Below are 16965 nucleotides of genomic sequence, written 5' to 3' on the forward strand. Positions count from 1 at the left end.
GCCGCACCGCCCGTCGCAGTACCCCGAACCTCGCCCCCACGCCCGACGAAACGCCCTCCGGGTGCCGGGAGTCTGGAGACCGTTCCAGACACCCGAACCGGAGGGAGGCCCGTCTCATGGGGGCCGCAAGGACACTTTCGCCGAGGCGGCGTGCCGTGCCCTGGGTGGTGGTCGGCCTGTGGCTGGCCGCGCTCGTGGTGCTCGGGCCGCTCGCCAGCAAGTTCAGCGACGTACAGCAGAACCGTGCCGTCGACTATCTGCCCGACAGCGCCGACTCCACCCAGGTCGCCCGCATCCAGGACCAGCTGCCCGGCGGTGAGGCCACCGACCTGGTGCTCGTCTACCACCGGGACGGCGGGCTGACCGCCGAGGACAAGCGGACGGCCGGGGAGCAGATCGCCGAGGTCGAGGGCGCCTACGAGCTGACGGACCAGCCGCGCGGCATCCCGTCCGAGGACGGCAGCACCCTGATGTACCCGGTCTCCAGCACCGAGCCCGGCCAGGACGAGGAGGCCCGTAACGCCTTCGTCGACGGGGTGCGCGAGATCGCCGAGGGCGATGGTGGGCTGAGCGTCGAGGTCGGCGGGGCGGGCGCCCTCAACACCGACATGGGCAAGGTGTTCGAGACCATCGACGGCACCCTGCTGCTGGCCACCCTCGGGGTCGTCACCGTGCTGCTCGTGCTGATCTACCGCAGCCCGTTCCTGTGGGTGGTGCCGCTCGCCGTCGCGGGTGTCGCCGCGGCCCTGTCGATGGCGGCCGCGTACGGGCTGCACGAGCTGTTCGACGTCACCATCACCGGGCAGAGCGGCGGCATCATGACCGTCCTCGTGCTCGGCGCGGGCACCGACTACGCTCTGCTCCTCGTCTCCCGCTACCGGGAGGAACTGCGCCGCCACGAGCGGCCGTACGACGCCATGCGCACCGCCCTGCGCGGCTGCGGACCGGCGATCCTCGCCTCCTCCGGCACGGTGGCCGCCGGACTGCTCTGCCTGCTCGCCGCCGACCTCAACTCCAGCAGCGGCATGGGCCCGGTCGGCATGGTCGGCGTCCTCGCCGCCCTGGTCGCCATGACGACGCTGCTGCCCGCCGTGCTCGTGCTGCTCGGACGGCGCGTGTTCTGGCCGCTCATCCCCGCGTTCGGCAGCGAGCCGAAGGCCCGGCGGTCCCTGTTCGCCGCCATGGGTACGTCGGCCGCCCGCCGTCCCGCCGCCGTCCTCACCGGCGGTGCCCTCCTTCTCGGCGCGCTCGCGCTCGGCACCCTGAACCTCGACGGCGATCTCAAACAGGAGGACTTCTTCACCGGCCGGCCCGAGTCCATCACCGCGATGAGCACGCTCGCCGAGGCGTACCCCGAGCGCAGCAGCAGCCCCGTCACGGTGATGGCCCCCGCCGACCGCGCCGGCACCGTGCTCGCCCAGGCCCGCACCACCGCCGGGGTCGCCGACGCGACCGCCGGACGCAGCGGCGGCGAGTGGACCGAGATCTCCGTCTTCCCCACCGCCGCCCCGGAGTCGCCGGGAGAGACGAGGACCATCGAGGCCCTGCGTGACGCGCTCCACGACGACGGCGCCCACGTGGGCGGGCCCAGCGCCCAGCGGCTCGACCTCGCCGACAGCGAGGCCCGTGACCGCAAGGTGATCGTGCCGCTGGTGCTCGCCGCCGTGTTCGTCATCCTCGTCGCCCTGCTGCGCAGCCTCGTCGCCCCGCTGCTGCTGCTCGCCGCGGTCGTCGCGGTGTGGGGCGCGGCCCTCGGCATCGGCGGGCTGGTCTTCGAGCCATTGCTCGGATTCCAGGGCACCGACCCCGGACTCGGCCTGCTGTCCTTCGTCTTCCTCGTCGCCCTCGGCGTCGACTACGGCATCTTCCTGATGCACCGCATGCGCGAGGAGTCCCTGAACGGCGCCGAACCCGAGGCCGCCGCGCTCACCGCGCTGCGCACCACCGGCGGGGTCATCGCCTCCGCGGGCATCGTCCTTGCCGCGACCTTCGCGGTGCTCACCACCCTGCCGCTGGTCCCGCTGGTCGAACTCGGCTTCGTCATCGCCGTCGGCGTCCTGCTCGACACGTTCCTGGTGCGCACCTACCTGGTGACCACGGCGAGCGTGCTGCTGCGCCGCCGCATGTGGTGGCCGGGCCGCCTCTCCCGCGCCCCGCGTCCGGTACGGCCGGAAGGGCAGGAACGGCAGCCGGAACCGGTGTAGCGACCGGCGTACTCGCACCAGGACCGGCTGATCGCACCAAAGGGCGCCCCTCCCTCCCGGAGGGGCGCCCTCCTCCCGGAGGATGGACCCCGTGACCCCCGTGCAGGAAACGACGACCGCGGCCCCCGCACCGGGGCCCCCACCCCCGCGCCCCCGCATCGGCGAGCGGATCATGGCCGCGATCAACCGCGACCCCCTGACCGCCCCGCACGCCCTGCGCAACGACGCCGTCCTCGCCCTGCTCACCACCACCCACGCGATCGTCGTCGCCCTGCTCACCGACGAGGGGCGCCGCCCCGACGCGCTCGGCTGGACCCTGCTGCTCGCCGCCCAGATCCCGCTGGTGTGGCGGCGCCGCCGGCCGATGCTCGTGCTGGCCGCCGTCGTCGCACTGATCGGCCCGTACCACGCCCTGGACTTCAACCACGCCGCCCCGACCCCGGCCGCGTACGTCGCGCTCTACACCGTCGCCGTCACCAGCCGTCCCCTGCGGGCGCTGCTGACGGGCGGCATCGTGCTCGCCGTCCCGCTGACCGTCATGGTCGTCGTCAACACCCACCAGGCCGTGGAGCTGCTGCGGATCTCCGGCTGGGTGGTCGTCGTCATCTTCGTCGGCATCGACGTCCGCTTCTACCGCCAGTACGTCGCCGCGATCGTCGAACGCGCCGAACGCGCCGAGCGCACCCGGGAGGAGGAGGCGCGCCGCCGGGTCGCCGAGGAGCGCCTGCGCATCGCCCGCGACCTGCACGACCTGCTCGCCCACAGCATCACCCTCATCGGTGTGCAGACCTCCGTCGCCGCACACGTGCTGGCCGCCGACCCCGAGCGGCTCGACCGGCAGACGGTCGCCAAGGCCCTCGACGACATCGCCGAGACCTGCCGCACCGCCCGCGGCGAACTGCGGACGACCCTGGAGGTGCTCCGCGAGGCCGGCACCCCCAGCGACGGCCGCGACCCGCTGCCCGCCCTGGACGGCGTGTCCGACCTGGTGGAGGCCGCGCGCCTCGCCGGTGCCCGCGTCGAGCAGACCGTACGGCTCGGCCCGGTCCCGCCCGCCGTCGGCGCCGCCGCCTACCGCATCGTGCAGGAGGCCCTGACCAACGCCGTCCGGCACGCGGGCCCCGAGCCGTCCGTCCAGGTCACCCTGCACGAACAGGACGGCGCCCTGCACGTGTCCGTCACCGACGACGGCACCGGACCCGACCCCGGCGGCACCCCCGGCTTCGGCCTGGTCGGCATGCGCGAGCGCGCCCGCAGCGTGGGCGGCACCCTCGATGCCGGGCCGGGTGAGCAAGGCGGCTTCCGGGTGACCGCCGTGCTGCCCCTGTCGACCACCGACCGAACCCAAGCCCGAGGGACCCGATGACCATTCGTGTGCTGCTCGCCGACGACCAGACCCTCGTGCGGGAGGCGTTCGCGATGCTCGTCGAGTCGGCCCCCGACATGGAGGTGGTCGGGCAGGCCGCCACCGGCCGCGAAGCCGCCGACCTGGCCCGCGCCCGCCGCGCCGACCTCGTCGTCATGGACATCCGCATGCCCGACCTCGACGGCATCGAGGCCACCCGCCTCATCGCCGCCGACGACGACCTCGCCGGGGTGAAGGTCCTCGTCCTGACCACCTACGACACCGACGAGAACATCGTGGACGCGCTGCGCGCCGGCGCCTCCGGGTTCCTGGTCAAGGACACGCGGCCCGCCGAGCTCCTCGACGCCATCCGCACGGTCGCCGCCGGGGACGCGCTGCTCTCACCGGGGCCCACGGCACGGCTGATCGAGCGGTTCCTGCGCAGCCCGGCGCTTGAGGTGACCGCCGGTCCCGAGTGCCTGTCCGGCCGGGAGCGCGAGGTGCTCACGCTGGTCGCGCGCGGGCTCAACAACACCGAGATCGCCGAAACGTTGGGGCTGAGCCCGCTCACCGCGAAGACCCATGTGAGCCGCATGATGGGCAAGCTCGGCGCCCGCGACCGGGCCCAGCTGGTGATCGTGGCGTACGAGTCGGGGCTGGTGGCACCGGGGACGCTGTGAGCGTCGGCCACCCTGTCGGCCTCCCCGTCCGCCGCCCGTGCGTCACCCCGTCGGCCTCCCCGAAGGGACTCCGAGCCCATGCCCCTGCACGCCCTCGTCCTCACCGCCGCCGCCCTGCTGACCCCGCTCACCGCCCCGCACCACCCCGAGCCGAAGTGCACCTCCTCCGTCCCGTACGTCTCCGGGCAGGGCGGCTACACCGCGTACCGCATCCCGGCGACGGTCCGCACCATCCGCGGCACGATCCTCGCCTTCGCCGAGGGCAGACGGGACGGGGTGGGCGACACCGGCGACATCGACGTCGTCGTGCGCCGCTCCACCGACGGCGGCTGCACCTGGGGCCCGCTGACCGTCGTCGCCGCCGGGAACGGCGACACGCGCGGCAACCCGGCCCCGGTGGTCGACCCGCGTACGGGCAGGATCGTCCTGGTCACCTGCTCCAACGCCGGTGATGTGACGGAGGCGCAGATCATGCGGGGCGAGGTCCCGCCGGAGCGGGGCCGCAGGGTGTTCGTCCAGCACAGCGGGGACGACGGGCGCAGCTTCACCCCGCCGCGCGAGATCACCGACCGGGTCAAGCCGGACGGCTGGCGCTGGTACGCCACGGGCCCCGGCCACGCCCTGGCCCTCACCCGGGGCCCGCACGCCGGCCGCCTCGTCGTCCCCGCGAACCACTCCGCCGCCCCACCCCCCGGCTCCGGGGACACCGGCCGCGAACCCCGCTACTACGGCGCCCACGCCCTGCTGAGCGACGACGGCGGCCACACCTGGCGCCTGGGCTACATCGACGCCGTGTACGACGGCCGCGTGAACGCCAACGAGTCGACGGCGGCCCAACTCCCCGACGGCCGCGTCTACTTCAACGCCCGCGACCAGCAGGGCACGGACCCGGGGCACCGCCTGGACGCCCACTCGGCGGACGGCGGGGAATCACTGGTGAGTCCCCTGGCTCCGCAACCGAGCCTGGACGAGGCGCCGGTCGTGCAGGGCAGCGTGCTCCAACTGCGCGGTCTGCGGGCCCCGTTGCTCTTCTCCGCACCCTCCGTCCCCACCTCCCGCGAGGCGATGGCGGTCTGGAGCAGCAGGGACGAAGGGGTGACCTTCCACAAGGAGGTGACGCTCAGCGGGCAGCGGGCGGCGTACTCGGACCTGGTGCCGCTGGACGCCGATGGCCGGACGGCCGGGATCCTGTACGAGACGGGGGCGGCCGAACCGTACGAGACGATCGAGTTCCGCAGGCTGCCGCTCTAGAGGGTGTGATGCAGCCAGCGCTGGATCGTGGTGTTGATGCTGCCGGGCAGCGCGCTGAGGCTGTCGATGGCCTCGCGGTCCTCGGGCCGGGGTGGGATGCCGGCGGCGGTCAGGGCGGCGTGCAGCTCCAGACGGCGGCGGTCGCGCGGGTCGATGCCGAGGTGGACGTCGAGATCGGCGTCGAGGTCCATCCGCTCGGCCGGGTTCGGCGGGGGCAGCAGGTAGTCGCCGTCGCGGTACTCGAAAGTGGTGGCGGTCATGGCGGTCTCCTCACCCAGGGGTGTCGGTTGTGCAGGAGAGGAGGGCGGGGAGGGGGCGGCCGGTTGCGGCGGGGGCGAAACGTCACGCCAAAGGAGCCATCGACAGTTCATCGTCCGGTCCGACGAGCGGAGTGGGAGCAGGCGGTGGGTGGCTACCTTCGGCGCCGTGCCGTAGACCGATGGCCGACAGCGGAACGGGGGCGGGGTCGGCCACGGTGGGCGTATGGAGAACACGGGGAACACACAGCGCGGGGCAGGGATCAGCAGGGCACGCTTCCTGGCGGGGGCGGCGGCGGTGGGAGTCGCGGGGGCGGTGGGGACGGCGGGCCGGGCGCAAGCGGTGCCGGCGACGGCGACGGATCCGGGGAACCGTCCGGGCGGTCTGCGTCGCCACGGCGTCGTCTACACGGTCGGGGCGGGTGAGACACCGGGCACCGCGTGGAGCGCGCGCCGGATGCGTGCCGACGTCCGTGCCATCCGCGACGAACTGCACGCCGACACGCTCGACGTCACCGGCGACGGGGTGGAGCGCCTCACCGCGACCGCCGCCGAAGCCGCCGAACGGGGGCTGCACGTCTGGCTCCAGCCGACCCTCGGTGACGTACCGCAGCGGGACATCCTCGAACACCTCGCGGAGACAGGCCGGTTCGCGGAGCGGCTGCGCAGGCAGGGGGCGAGCGTGGAGCTGAGCGTGGGCTGCGAGTTCTGGCTGTTCGTGCCGGGGATCATCCCGGGGGAGACGGCGGTGGAGCGCATCGAGAACATCCAGAACGGCACGGTGGACTGGGAGTCGGCGCTGCGCTGCCTGGACCGTTTCACCGCGAGGGCGGCGGCGGTCGGCCGCTCGGTCTTCGGGGGCCGACTCAGCTATGCCGCCGCGCAGGACGACCGGGTCGACTGGACCCTCTTCGACGTCATCGGCATCGACTACTACTCGTACCACCCCCGCCCCCAGGACTACGTCCGCGAGCTGCGCCGCTACCTGCGCTGGGGCAAGCCCCTCGCCATCACGGAGTTCGGCACCTGCGCGTACGTGGGCGCGCCGAAGGCGGGCGGCATGGCCTGGGACGTGGTGGACCACGACAAGGAGCCCCCGGAGATCAAGGGCGACCTGGTCCGCAGCGAGCGCGTGCAGGCCGAGTACGTGACGGACCTGCTGGACGTCTTCGAGTCGATGGGCCTGTACGCGGTGATGGCCTTCGAGTTCATCGCCGCCGACGCCCCGCACCGCCCGGACGACCCGCGCCACGACCTGGACATGGCGACGTACGCCATCACCAAGACCCTCAAGGACGACCCGGACGACCCGTCCTCGGACTGGCACTGGGAGCCGAAGCAGGCGTTCCACGCACTGGCACGGAGGTACGAGAGGGCGGCGGGGAGGGCGTAAGGACAACCGCTCTCCGACATCCAAAGAACCCGTTGCAAAGAAAGCGTTGCAACGGGTTCTTTGGATGAGTAGTCTCGGGGTCATGAAGGAGTCCCAGGACCCGCAGGAGGTCCGCAGCCTCGACGCCCGCTCGCTGCGGGGCCTCGCCCACCCCCTGCGCATGCAACTGCTCAACGCCCTCCGCCGGGGCGGTCCGGCGACGGCCTCCCAACTCGCCGCGAAACTGGGCGAGTCCAGCGGTGCCACCAGCTACCACCTGCGTCAGCTCGCCGCCCACGGCTTCGTGGAGGACGCGCCGGAGCACGGGAAGGGGCGCGAACGGTGGTGGAAGGCGGCCCATCTGGGCGTCCGCTTCGACGGCAAGCTCTTCGAGGACCGTGACCCCGAAGTGCGCGGCGCCGCCGACCTGTTCATGCACGAGGTGGCCAACCAGCACACCCGGGAGCTGGCCACCTGGCTCGGCACCCGCGACGACTGGTCCGAGGAGTGGCAGCGCACGTGGGACATGAGCGACTGGACGCTCAGCCTCACGCCGGAACTGGCCCGCGAGCTCATCGAGAAGATGCACGACCTGGTGGAGACCTATCGCGTCCAGGCCCCCGCCGAGGGCACCCCGGGCGCCGAGCAGGTACGCCTCCACTCCCACGTCATGCCCATCCACACGGACTGAGAGGCAGCCCGAGCGATGCATCCCGAGACCCACCTCGCCCTGCACCACCTCCGCGCGGCCGAACTCCGTACGGGCGCCGAGTCACACCGACTCGCCAGGCAGCACCCTCGCACCCACCTCCGCACCCGCCTCGGCTGGACCCTCGTGGAACTGGGCCTGCGCCTGGCCACCAAGGATCAGAAGGTGCCGACTCGGTCGGTCGTGGTGGCCAGGGTGGTGTAGGGACCCTCGGCCAGCTTCCGAGCGTGCATGGAGGTCAGCCGTACGGCGAAGTGTGCTGCGGCAGCGGCGGCGACGGCGAACAGCAGGTCGACGACGATGTACAGCCCCACGGCGTTGCGCAGTTCGAGCGGTGAGTCGGCCTGGTCGAGGCGGCACCCCACATGTCGGCGGCGATGCGGTACGGCATCCAGAGGTTCGCCACGGGAATGAACCAGAACCTGCCCCGCCCGCTCGTACAGCGAGTACGGGCTGAACGAACGACTGACCCGCGGAGATCTCACGTCGGTCCAGAGCGGTGCGGGGAGGGAGGACGGGCGTCGAGGGCTCGATGAGGTAACGCCACTCCTGGCTTCCGGGTGATCGCTGATACAGTCGCGCGGCTCATGCGAATCTCCACGTCACTCCGTACGCACCCCGCCGTGCTCGCCATTCCCTTTGTCGGGGTCTTCTTCTGCTATGTCTTTCTGACCAGCACCCGGCGTATCGAGCACCTCGTAGATCTGCCCTGGGCGGCGCAGGCGGCGTCGTACGCGGTGCACGCGCCGTTCCCCATGGCTGCTGCGGCCGCGGCCGGGCTGAGTGCTGTGGAGGCGACCCGGCTCAAGGCGCTGGGCACATGGGAGTTGGGCAGCGCCAAGCCCACCTGGCGTATTGCAGTGCAGCCCATCCTGATCACGGTCGGGTCGCTTTCGGTGCTGACCGCCGGTGTCATGGCAGGCGGGCTGTGGGTGGTCGGCGTCTTCCCTGATCTGTACGCGCTGCAGCTCATGGGCATCGTGGTGGTCCTGCTCACCGCCCACGCCGTCATCGGATTCGTCATCGGGTACAGGCTTCACGCGCTGTACTCCGCGCCCCTTGTGGCGGTGGCGGTCTTCACCGGCATCAGCTTTCCGCTCGGTACGGACCGCTTCTGGGCGCACCATGTCACCGGGTCGATCGGCTGGGTGGGATTCGGCGAGGCGTACTCGCCGGCCATGACGGCAGCCGCGATTCTTCCCACGGCCGGTCTGGCCATTGCCTGCGTCGCACTGGCGGGCCCCCGCCGCATCCATGTCCGCTCGGTCGCCCTGGCACTCGTCGTCGCCGTCGGCGGCCTGCTCGGCGCCTACGGCATCACCATGGACTGGCGGTCGGTTCCCCCGACCTCCAAGGGACTGGCCCCTGTGACCTGTTCGGGGAACAAGCCCACGCTGTGTCTGCCGGAGGCCGGATCCGATCACCTCGGCGAAGTCCGGGCCAGGCTCGCGGAGATGACGGGCCGCTTGAAGGCACGGGGCATTATCGCCCAGGAACCCCGGCGTATCACCGACAGCGCCGTGGCGGACGTTCCCCAGATCGACACGACCGGACGGGACTGGACACTCGCCCTCGGCCCGGGCGACGCGGACCAGGTTCTCCGGGAGAACATCGCCATCTCCGTCGTCGGCATGCCCTGCGAGAAGCCGGACTGGGACATCCTGCACTTCAACACCCTCTGGGTGGCCCAGACGATCGGCGTAGAGGACGACTACCTGGCGTGGCTCTCCCGGGAGACCCAAGAGTTCAGCCAGGGCCAGACCAGGGATCAGCTCCTGACCGAGACAGCCCGAGTGAGCAAGCTGCCTCCGCAGGAACAGAAGGCCTGGTATGCGCAGCAGCTCCGGTCCGCCTGCCAGGCAGGTCGCTGAACATGATCTGGTGGCTGCGTCAGCGGGGAGCTCTCGGACTGCTGCCCGGCGCACTGCTCGCCTTCGTCCTGGGCGTCGGCGTGACCGGCGGTGTGACCCTCGTCCTCCCCGCGTTCATCGGGCACTACGCGACGGTTACGGAGCTCAGCAACTTCGTGTCCCTCATCCCGAGCGTCTGCCTGATCGCCTGCCTCGAGAGGCGCATGTCCCCGGTGGAACGCTCCGCCGTCCGCCGACTCGACGCCAGGGACGTCACGCTGGTGTCCGGCTGCGCGCTGCTCGCCACAGCGTCGGCCGCGGCCCTGGCCCTCCTGGGCTCGGCGGCCGCGCTGACGGCCGCCCGGAACAACCTGCTGTTCTGTGGACTCGCCCTGGGCGCCTGGCCCTTGATGGGACACCGTGCGCCGTTGCTCTCCGTCTTCTGGATGATCCAGGCCATGTTCCTCGGCGGCCGGACCCGCGACGACCCCTACCCCTGGGTGATCGTCACCGAGGAGTCCCACGTCCCCCATGCCGCCCTCGGCGCCGCCGCCGTCTTCCTGACCGGGCTTGTCTCTCTCATCTGCTTCGCACCGAGGACCGACCGATGACTCTGCTGCTCCACCGCGTCACCTTCCGCTACCGCCGCTGGGACCGCCCCGTTCTCTCCGACTTCAGCTACGAAGTGCCGGACGGCGGGCTGACGATCCTGCTCGGCCCCAACGGAGCGGGCAAGTCGACCATGCTGTCCCTCCTGGCCGGGACGGTGAGTCCTCTCGCCGGGCGCGTCCTTCTCGCCGACTCGTCCCTCAGCTCCGCCAGCCGTGAATACCGCCGCCACGTGGCCTGGCTGCCCCAGCGGGTGCCGACGTCACGGCAGCTCACCGCCCGCGAGTACGTGGCCTACGTCGCCTGGCTGAAGGGCGAGAACCGCACCAGCGCGTGGCAACGCGCGGGAACCGTCCTCGACCAGGTGGGCCTCGCGGAGCAGAGCGGCCAGAAGACGGCCAAGCTCTCCGGGGGCCAACTCCGCCGTGTCGGCATCGCCTGCGCGCTCGCCCACGACGCCCGCGTCATCCTCCTCGACGAGCCCACGGCCGGCCTCGATCCCCACCAGCGCACGGTGTTCCGGGACGTGGTGCGGAAGGTCGCCGCGCGGATCCCGGTGCTGATGTCCACCCACGACATCGCCGACCTCGCCGACGAGGCGGACACCGTCTCCCTCATGGACCGTGGCCGCATTCTCCACCACGGTGGAACCCAGAGCTTCCTGGACCACGCACGCCCCGACGCAGCGCCGGGCCGCCAGGCCGAGTCCGCGTACTCCGTTCTCATGGGGCTCGACGGCACCCCCTGATCAGGTGCGCGCCCCAACGGTACGTATGAACTCCGTCCAGGCCGCCGACCCGACGACGATCACTGGACCGCCGTCCACCTTGCTGTCCCGGACGGGTACGACGCCGGGCAGTTCGGAGGCGACTTCCACGCAGCTGCCTCCGTTGCCGTCGCTGTACGTGCTCTTGCGCCAACGGGCGTTGCTCAGGTCGTACTCGCGCATCGTCTGTGGTCCTTCGTGGCCGATTCGATCAGGGCCAGGGACGCCTCAGGGGACAGCGCGGCGGCCCTGAGCAGATCGTATGCCGCGTGTGTTCGCTTCACCACGGCAGGATCGTCGAGCAGGTTCCCCGAATACACGGCTTCTGTATAGGCAGTTGGCGGCGCGTCGTCGAACTCCATGAGCACCACCATCCCGTTCATGAGCGCGTACGCCCCCGCCACGGTCGGCAGTACCTGAACCACCGCCGTGCGCGCACGTGCGACCGCCGCCACGTGCTCGAGCTGCTCAGCCATCACCGCGTGCCCGCCGACCGGAACGCGGAGCACGTTCTCGTGGAGGATCACCCAGTACTTCGGGCGGGTCGCGTCCTTGAGGATCCGGGCTCGCTCGATCCTGCCGGACACCTTCTCCTCGATGTATTCGTCCGGAGCGAGCGGATTCATGGCGAGCGTGACCGAGCGTGCGTACTCCGGGGTCTGGAGAAGTCCCGGCACCAGCGTGGGCGCGAACTCGGAGATACTCGTCGCCAGCGCTTCCAGCTCGGCCGCCCTCGCGAAGTAATCCGCATACCGCCGATCGTCAATCAGCTTCCTGCACAGCCGCTCGAAAATACCGTCGGTTTGCAGGATCTCGTCGATCCGCTGGGCCACGTCCAATTGCGGTTTGCGAATGGCCTGTTCGAACTGGCCGATATAGCCGCCCGACACGAACACCCGCGCACCCAGCTCCACCTGCGTCAGCCCGGCCTCCTCCCGCCGGCGCTTGAGCTCCGCGCCGAAGAACTCCCACGCCGCCTGGCGCGAACCGTTGGCCATTGATCAACCCCTTTGTGCAGCACGGTAGTTGTAGTGCGCAAAACTCTTCCGAGTGTAGGGGCGGAGCCGCACCGTTGGGGTGTGATGAGTGAAAGTCGAAAAGGGAGGGGATCAGCGTGACGGCACGACACTCGGCGTTCTGCGTCGAAGAAGCGGAGGAAGTGGTGAAGGAATTGCGGGCGGCACTCGCGAAGGCCGGAATTACTCTGCCGTCACTCGGGTTGGACCCGGTGAGTCTTGCGCGAGAGGCGCCCTGTCCGCTCGTGGAATTGGGGCGGTGTTCCGTGGAGACGGCACGGCGACTCGCGGGGGTGGTGGCGTGAGGCCGCCTGTCGGATCCCTCGTCGTGGACACCCGGAGCGAACGGGTCGGGGTCGTCATGGGGCATCAGGGACCCTACGTCCAGCTCAGACCGTACGGCGGCGGCAAGGAGTGGGACGCCGACCCCGGCGCCGTACGGCAGGCGACCCCCGCCGAGCGGCTGCGCGCGGCGACGGCGTACGCCAATGCCCGGAGTCGCGGTGAGGTGCCCTGAGCGTGGGCGACAATGGGTGCCATGAGTCTGTTCCGCGACGACGGCATCGTGCTGCGCACCCAGAAGCTGGGTGAGGCGGACCGGATCATCACCTTGCTCACACGCGGTCACGGACGCGTACGCGCCGTGGCGAGAGGCGTGCGCCGGACGAAGTCGAAGTTCGGTGCGCGCCTCGAACCGTTCTCGCACGTCGACGTGCAGTTCTTCGCCAAGGGGAGCGAGCTGGTCGGGCGCGGACTGCCGCTGTGCACGCAGAGCGAGACGATCGCGCCGTACGGTGCCGGGATCGTCAGCGACTACGCCCGGTACACCGCCGGGACGGCCATGCTGGAGACCGCCGAGCGGTTCACCGATCACGAGGGTGAGCCGGCGGTGCAGCAGTATCTGCTGCTCGTGGGTGCGCTGCGGACCCTCGCCCGGGGCGAGCACGCGCCCTCCCTCGTCCTCGACGCGTTCCTGCTGCGGTCCCTCGCCGTCAACGGGTACGCCCCCAGCTTCGGTGACTGCGCGAAGTGCGGGATGCCCGGTCCGAACCGGTTCTTCTCGGTCGCCTCCGGTGGTTCCGTCTGCGGGGACTGCCGAGTGCCCGGCAGCGTCGTACCCTCGCCGCAGACCCTGGAACTCCTCGGTGCGCTGCTCACGGGAGACTGGGAGACCGCGGACGCGTGCGAGCCGCGGTATGTGCGGGAGGGGAGCGGGCTGGTGTCCGCGTACCTGCACTGGCATCTGGAGCGGGGGCTGCGCTCGCTCCGGTACGTCGAGAAGTAAGCGCAAGTCGTTTAAGGAGACGAGAGACACATGGCCGTACGCGGGTTCCTGGGGCGTCAGCGCCGGGAGTACAGGACGCCGGAACCGCACCCCTCCGGCGCGCGGCCGCCGAAGCTCCCCGGGGAGCTGGTCCCGAACCATGTGGCGATCGTCATGGACGGCAACGGGCGCTGGGCCAAGGAGCGCGGGCTGCCGCGGACCGAGGGGCACAAGGTCGGGGCCGAGCGGGTGCTGGACGTGCTCCAGGGCGCCATCGAGATGGGCGTGGGGGCGATCTCGCTGTACGCCTTCTCCACCGAGAACTGGAAGCGGTCGCCGGACGAGGTGCGCTTCCTGATGAACTTCAACCGTGACTTCATCCGCAAGACCCGGGATCAACTGGACGAGCTGGGGATCCGGGTGCGGTGGGTCGGGCGGATGCCCAAGCTGTGGAAGTCCGTCGCCAAGGAGTTGCAGGTCGCTCAGGAGCAGACCAAGGACAACGACCGGCTGACGCTGTACTTCTGCATGAACTACGGCGGGCGCGCGGAGATCGCGGACGCGGCGCAGGCGCTTGCGGAGGATGTGCGGGCGGGGCGTCTCGATCCGTCCAAGGTGACGGAGAAGACGTTCGCGAAGTATCTGTACTACCCGGACATGCCGGATGTGGATCTGTTCCTGCGGCCCAGTGGCGAGCAGCGGACCTCCAACTATCTGCTGTGGCAGAGCGCTTACGCCGAGATGGTCTTCCAGGATGTGCTGTGGCCGGACTTCGACCGGCGTGATCTGTGGCGGGCGTGCCTGGAATTCGCCTCGCGGGACCGGCGGTTCGGTGGGGCCATCCCGAACGAGGAACTGCTGGCCATGGAGGGCAGGCAGCAGTCCTGACGGACGGTACGATCCCGCCTCATGGTCATGGACATGGGGCGGGATGCCGCGCAGGACGAGAGCGTGGTCGAACTGACATACCAGCCGACGGTGGGGGACCTCACCCAGGCGCTGTGGGCGCGGCTACGGGCCAGCCGGGCGGGACGTTTCCAGCGGTGGATGCCCGGCATCGCCGCGGTGCTGGCCGCTCTGTACGCGGCCCTCGCCCTTGCGGGCGGTGACTGGGAGCCCTTGTTCTTCGTCTGGATGCTTTTCCTGGCCGTCCTGGCACCGCTCACGCCCTGGCTCCAGGCCCGCCAGTTCCAGCGTCTCGCCGCACGGCAAGGCACGTTCCGCGTGGCGGTGTCGGACGCCGGGCTGAGCGTGGTCACCGACACCAGCACGACGACGATGAACTGGCTGGCGATGCCGCGCTTCGCGGAGACCCGTGATGTGTTCGTCCTGCTCAGCGGCGACAACAAGGCCGTCGGCGTGACCGTGCTCCCCAAGCGGGGGATTCAGGGCCCGGACGGCGCCGACCGGCTGCGGGCGGTCCTGGACCGCCATCTGACCCGCGTCTGAGAGCCGGGCTCAGTCCTGAGAGCCGGGCTCAGCCCTTCGCCGCCCGCGCGCACTCCGCGCACGTGCCGAAGATTTCCACCGTGTGGGCCACGTTGACGTAGCCGTGTTCCGCGGCGATGGCCTCCGCCCACTTCTCCACCGCGGGGCCTTCCACCTCCACCGCCTTGCCGCAGCCGCGGCAGACCAGGTGGTGGTGGTGGTCGCCGGTGGAGCAGCGGCGGTAGACGGACTCGCCGTCGGCGGTGCGCAGGACGTCGACCTCGCCGGCGTCGGCGAGGGACTGCAGGGTGCGGTAGACCGTGGTGAGACCGACCGAGTCGCCCTTGTGCTTGAGCATGTCGTGGAGTTCCTGCGCGCTGCGGAACTCGTCGACCTCCTGGAGCGCAGCCGCCACTGCGGCACGCTGCCGGGTGGCGCGGCCCTTCACGGGCGGTCCTGCGGTCGTCACCGGTTGCCTCCTCGCCTCTGCTACTGCCCGGGCCATTGTGCCAGCCCGGACAGAGCGCGGTCGGACGTCGCTCAGACGCCGACCTCGTCCCCGGACTTCCGGGTGGCCGGAATCGTGCACTCCGCGGGGTCTCCCGTGGGGTGCGCCGCGGCCAGCGCGCGGGCACGGCGGCGGGCCAGCGGGGTGGCCAGCGCCGTGAGGGCGATGAACGCGGCGATGGTCAGCAGCACGATCGTCGCGCCGGGCGGAACGTCCTGGTAGTACGAGGTGACCGTGCCGCCGAGGGTCACGCTCACGCCGATCGCGACGGAGATCGCGAACGTGGCCGCGAAGCTGCGGCTGAGCTGCTGGGCCGCCGCGACGGGTACGACCATCAGCGCGCTCACCAGGAGCAGGCCCACCACGCGCATCGCGACGGTCACCGTCACCGCCGCCGTGACGGCCGTGAGCAGGTTCAGCAGCCGCACCGGCAGGCCGGTGACCCGAGCGAACTCCTCGTCCTGGCTGACCGCGAACAGCTGGCGGCGCAGCCCGAGTGTGACGAGGACCACGAAGGCGGCCAGGACGCAGATCGCCGTGACGTCGGACTCGGAGACCGTCGAGAGCGAGCCGAAGAGGTACGACGTGAGGTTCGCGTTGGAGCCGCCGGGCGCGAGGTTGATGAGCATGACGCCGCCCGCCATACCGCCGTAGAAGAGCATGGCGAGGGCGATGTCGCCGCGGGTGCGGCCGTACCAGCGGATCAGCTCCATCAGGACCGCGCCGAGCACCGAGATCAGCGTGGCCACCCAGACCGGCGACCAGGACAGCAGGAAGCCGAGGCCCACGCCGGTCATCGCCACATGGCCGATGCCGTCGCCCATGAGGGCCTGGCGGCGCTGGACGAGGTAGATGCCGACCGCGGGGGCGGTGATGCCGACGAGGACGGCCGCCAGCAGGGCCCGCTGCATGAAGGCGTAGTTCAGGATTTCCATCAGCTCAGCAGTCCCGTACGGATCGGTTCGGCGCCCGCGGGTGCGTGCGGGTGGACGTGGTCGTGGCCCGGCAGAGCGTGCTGGCCGACGGCCTTCGGCGGCGGGCCGTCGTGGACGACGCAGCCGTCGCGCAGGACGACCGCGCGGTCGATCAGCGGCTCCAGCGGGCCCAGTTCGTGCAGGACGAGCAGCACGGTGGCGCCCTCGGCGACCTGGCGCCGCAGGGTCTTCGCGAGCACTTCCTGGCTGGCGAGGTCCACGCCCGCCATCGGCTCGTCCATGATCAGCAGTTCGGGTGCGGCGGCGAGCGCGCGGGCGATCAGCACCCGCTGGTGCTGGCCGCCGGAGAGCGCGTCGACCGGGTCCTTCGCCCGGTCCGCCATGCCGACCAGCTCCAGGGCGTGCCGTACCGCCTCGCGGTCGGCCTTGCGGAAGACGCCGAAGCGGGTGCGGGCCAGGCGGCCCGAGGAGACGACCTCGGTCACCGTGGCCGGGACGCCGCCCGCGGCGGTCGTGCGCTGCGGCACGTAGCCGACGCGCGCCCAGTCGCGGAAGCGGCGGCGCGGGGTGCCGAACAGCTCGATCTCGCCGGCGCTGACCGGCACCTGGCCGATGATGCCGCGTACGGCCGTCGACTTGCCGGAGCCGTTGGCGCCGAGCAGGGCGACGACCTCACCGCGGTGCACGGTGAGGTCGATGCCGCGCAGGACGGGCCGCGAGCCCAGCTCGGCGCGGACGCCGCGCAGGGTGATGACGGGCTCGGTCATGCCG

The 16965-nt window shown here is 71.3% G+C and carries 22 protein-coding genes; 15 read left to right on the plus strand and 7 right to left on the minus strand.

Translation table 11 applies throughout. From position 1 onward, the window contains the following. Positions 1-116: 116 nt before the first annotated feature. The 4 genes from N4P33_RS04260 (at position 117) to N4P33_RS04275 (ending at position 5480) form a co-directional block, all read left to right on the plus strand. Positions 117-2204 carry an MMPL family transporter gene (locus N4P33_RS04260; RefSeq protein ID WP_260824826.1) on the plus strand — a complete coding sequence of 696 codons (2088 nt, stop codon included), beginning with the start codon at positions 117-119 and terminating at the stop codon, positions 2202-2204. A gap of 82 nt (positions 2205-2286) precedes the next feature. Next, positions 2287-3570 (plus strand): sensor histidine kinase, encoded by a 1284-nt coding sequence (locus N4P33_RS04265; RefSeq protein ID WP_399028486.1) that lies wholly within the window; start codon positions 2287-2289, stop codon positions 3568-3570. Beyond that, the gene (locus N4P33_RS04270) at positions 3567-4229 is read left to right on the plus strand and encodes a response regulator transcription factor (protein ID WP_260824827.1); all 663 of its coding nucleotides are present in this window, start codon (positions 3567-3569) and stop codon (positions 4227-4229) included. The genes N4P33_RS04265 and N4P33_RS04270 overlap by 4 nt, the downstream gene beginning before the upstream one ends. 78 nt (positions 4230-4307) lie before the next feature. Continuing rightward, positions 4308-5480 carry an exo-alpha-sialidase gene (locus N4P33_RS04275; RefSeq protein ID WP_260824828.1) on the plus strand — a complete coding sequence of 391 codons (1173 nt, stop codon included), beginning with the start codon at positions 4308-4310 and terminating at the stop codon, positions 5478-5480. On the opposite strand, the gene N4P33_RS04280 is transcribed toward N4P33_RS04275, so the two are convergent. Continuing rightward, positions 5477-5740 carry a hypothetical protein gene (locus tag N4P33_RS04280; RefSeq protein WP_260824829.1) on the minus strand — a complete coding sequence of 88 codons (264 nt, stop codon included), beginning with the start codon at positions 5738-5740 and terminating at the stop codon, positions 5477-5479. The two genes, N4P33_RS04275 and N4P33_RS04280, sit on opposite strands and share 4 nt — an antisense overlap. 223 nt (positions 5741-5963) lie before the next feature. Here N4P33_RS04280 and N4P33_RS04285 point away from each other — a divergent pair, with 223 nt between their 5' ends. The 3 genes from N4P33_RS04285 to N4P33_RS04295 all read left to right on the plus strand — a co-directional run bounded on the left by N4P33_RS04285 (position 5964) and on the right by N4P33_RS04295 (position 8022). Further along, positions 5964-7130 (plus strand): abortive phage infection protein, encoded by a 1167-nt coding sequence (locus N4P33_RS04285; protein ID WP_260824830.1) that lies wholly within the window; start codon positions 5964-5966, stop codon positions 7128-7130. Positions 7131-7212: 82 nt separating this feature from the next. Next, positions 7213-7800, plus strand: a complete 588-nt coding sequence (locus tag N4P33_RS04290; RefSeq protein ID WP_260824831.1) for a transcriptional regulator — start codon at positions 7213-7215, stop codon at positions 7798-7800. A gap of 15 nt (positions 7801-7815) precedes the next feature. Continuing rightward, positions 7816-8022, plus strand: coding sequence for a hypothetical protein (locus tag N4P33_RS04295; protein ID WP_260824832.1), 207 nt, complete (start codon positions 7816-7818; stop codon positions 8020-8022). On the opposite strand, the gene N4P33_RS04300 is transcribed toward N4P33_RS04295, so the two are convergent. Continuing rightward, the gene (locus N4P33_RS04300; RefSeq protein ID WP_260824833.1) at positions 7977-8183 is read right to left on the minus strand and encodes a hypothetical protein; all 207 of its coding nucleotides are present in this window, start codon (positions 8181-8183) and stop codon (positions 7977-7979) included. The two genes, N4P33_RS04295 and N4P33_RS04300, sit on opposite strands and share 46 nt — an antisense overlap. A 222-nt stretch (positions 8184-8405) precedes the next feature. Between N4P33_RS04300 and N4P33_RS04305 the strand changes: the two genes are divergently transcribed. Genes N4P33_RS04305 through N4P33_RS04315 form a run of 3 tightly spaced genes read left to right on the plus strand, consistent with a single transcriptional unit; the run spans position 8406 to position 11025 of the window. Further along, on the plus strand, positions 8406-9689 hold the full coding sequence (locus tag N4P33_RS04305; protein WP_260824834.1) for a magnesium transporter: 1284 nt from the start codon (positions 8406-8408) through the stop codon (positions 9687-9689). A 2-nt stretch (positions 9690-9691) separates the two neighbouring features. After that, entirely contained in the window at positions 9692-10279 is a 588-nt protein-coding gene (locus N4P33_RS04310; protein WP_260824836.1) for a hypothetical protein, read from the plus strand. Further along, complete coding sequence (locus tag N4P33_RS04315) at positions 10276-11025, plus strand: ABC transporter ATP-binding protein (RefSeq protein ID WP_260824837.1); 750 nt, start codon at positions 10276-10278, stop codon at positions 11023-11025. The genes N4P33_RS04310 and N4P33_RS04315 overlap by 4 nt, the downstream gene beginning before the upstream one ends. On the opposite strand, the gene N4P33_RS04320 is transcribed toward N4P33_RS04315, so the two are convergent. Further along, the gene (locus tag N4P33_RS04320) at positions 11026-11226 is read right to left on the minus strand and encodes a DUF397 domain-containing protein (protein WP_260824838.1); all 201 of its coding nucleotides are present in this window, start codon (positions 11224-11226) and stop codon (positions 11026-11028) included. Next, positions 11208-12041, minus strand: coding sequence for a helix-turn-helix transcriptional regulator (locus N4P33_RS04325; RefSeq protein ID WP_260824839.1), 834 nt, complete (start codon positions 12039-12041; stop codon positions 11208-11210). Before N4P33_RS04325 ends, N4P33_RS04320 begins: the two co-directional genes overlap by 19 nt. Before the next feature lie 116 nt (positions 12042-12157). Here N4P33_RS04325 and N4P33_RS04330 point away from each other — a divergent pair, with 116 nt between their 5' ends. Genes N4P33_RS04330 through N4P33_RS04350 form a run of 5 tightly spaced genes read left to right on the plus strand, consistent with a single transcriptional unit; the run spans position 12158 to position 14772 of the window. Then, on the plus strand, positions 12158-12364 hold the full coding sequence (locus N4P33_RS04330; RefSeq protein ID WP_260824840.1) for a hypothetical protein: 207 nt from the start codon (positions 12158-12160) through the stop codon (positions 12362-12364). Next, complete coding sequence (locus tag N4P33_RS04335) at positions 12361-12576, plus strand: hypothetical protein (RefSeq protein WP_260824841.1); 216 nt, start codon at positions 12361-12363, stop codon at positions 12574-12576. The genes N4P33_RS04330 and N4P33_RS04335 overlap by 4 nt, the downstream gene beginning before the upstream one ends. A gap of 21 nt (positions 12577-12597) precedes the next feature. After that, complete coding sequence (recO, locus tag N4P33_RS04340) at positions 12598-13344, plus strand: DNA repair protein RecO (RefSeq protein ID WP_260824842.1); 747 nt, start codon at positions 12598-12600, stop codon at positions 13342-13344. Between the two features lie 30 nt (positions 13345-13374). Continuing rightward, positions 13375-14211: an isoprenyl transferase gene (locus N4P33_RS04345; protein WP_260824843.1), complete on the plus strand. Its 837-nt coding sequence runs from the start codon at positions 13375-13377 to the stop codon at positions 14209-14211. Positions 14212-14232: 21 nt separating this feature from the next. After that, positions 14233-14772: a YcxB family protein gene (locus N4P33_RS04350; RefSeq protein ID WP_260824844.1), complete on the plus strand. Its 540-nt coding sequence runs from the start codon at positions 14233-14235 to the stop codon at positions 14770-14772. A gap of 28 nt (positions 14773-14800) precedes the next feature. On the opposite strand, the gene N4P33_RS04355 is transcribed toward N4P33_RS04350, so the two are convergent. The 3 genes from N4P33_RS04355 to N4P33_RS04365 form a co-directional block, all read right to left on the minus strand. Beyond that, complete coding sequence (locus N4P33_RS04355) at positions 14801-15220, minus strand: Fur family transcriptional regulator (RefSeq protein WP_260824846.1); 420 nt, start codon at positions 15218-15220, stop codon at positions 14801-14803. A gap of 71 nt (positions 15221-15291) precedes the next feature. After that, positions 15292-16194, minus strand: coding sequence for a metal ABC transporter permease (locus tag N4P33_RS04360; protein WP_260824847.1), 903 nt, complete (start codon positions 16192-16194; stop codon positions 15292-15294). Next, complete coding sequence (locus tag N4P33_RS04365; protein WP_260824848.1) at positions 16194-16961, minus strand: metal ABC transporter ATP-binding protein; 768 nt, start codon at positions 16959-16961, stop codon at positions 16194-16196. The genes N4P33_RS04360 and N4P33_RS04365 overlap by 1 nt, the downstream gene beginning before the upstream one ends. Positions 16962-16965: the final 4 nt, after the last annotated feature.

Source organism: Streptomyces sp. 15-116A, assembly GCF_025290915.1.
Lineage (GTDB): Bacteria > Actinomycetota > Actinomycetes > Streptomycetales > Streptomycetaceae > Streptomyces.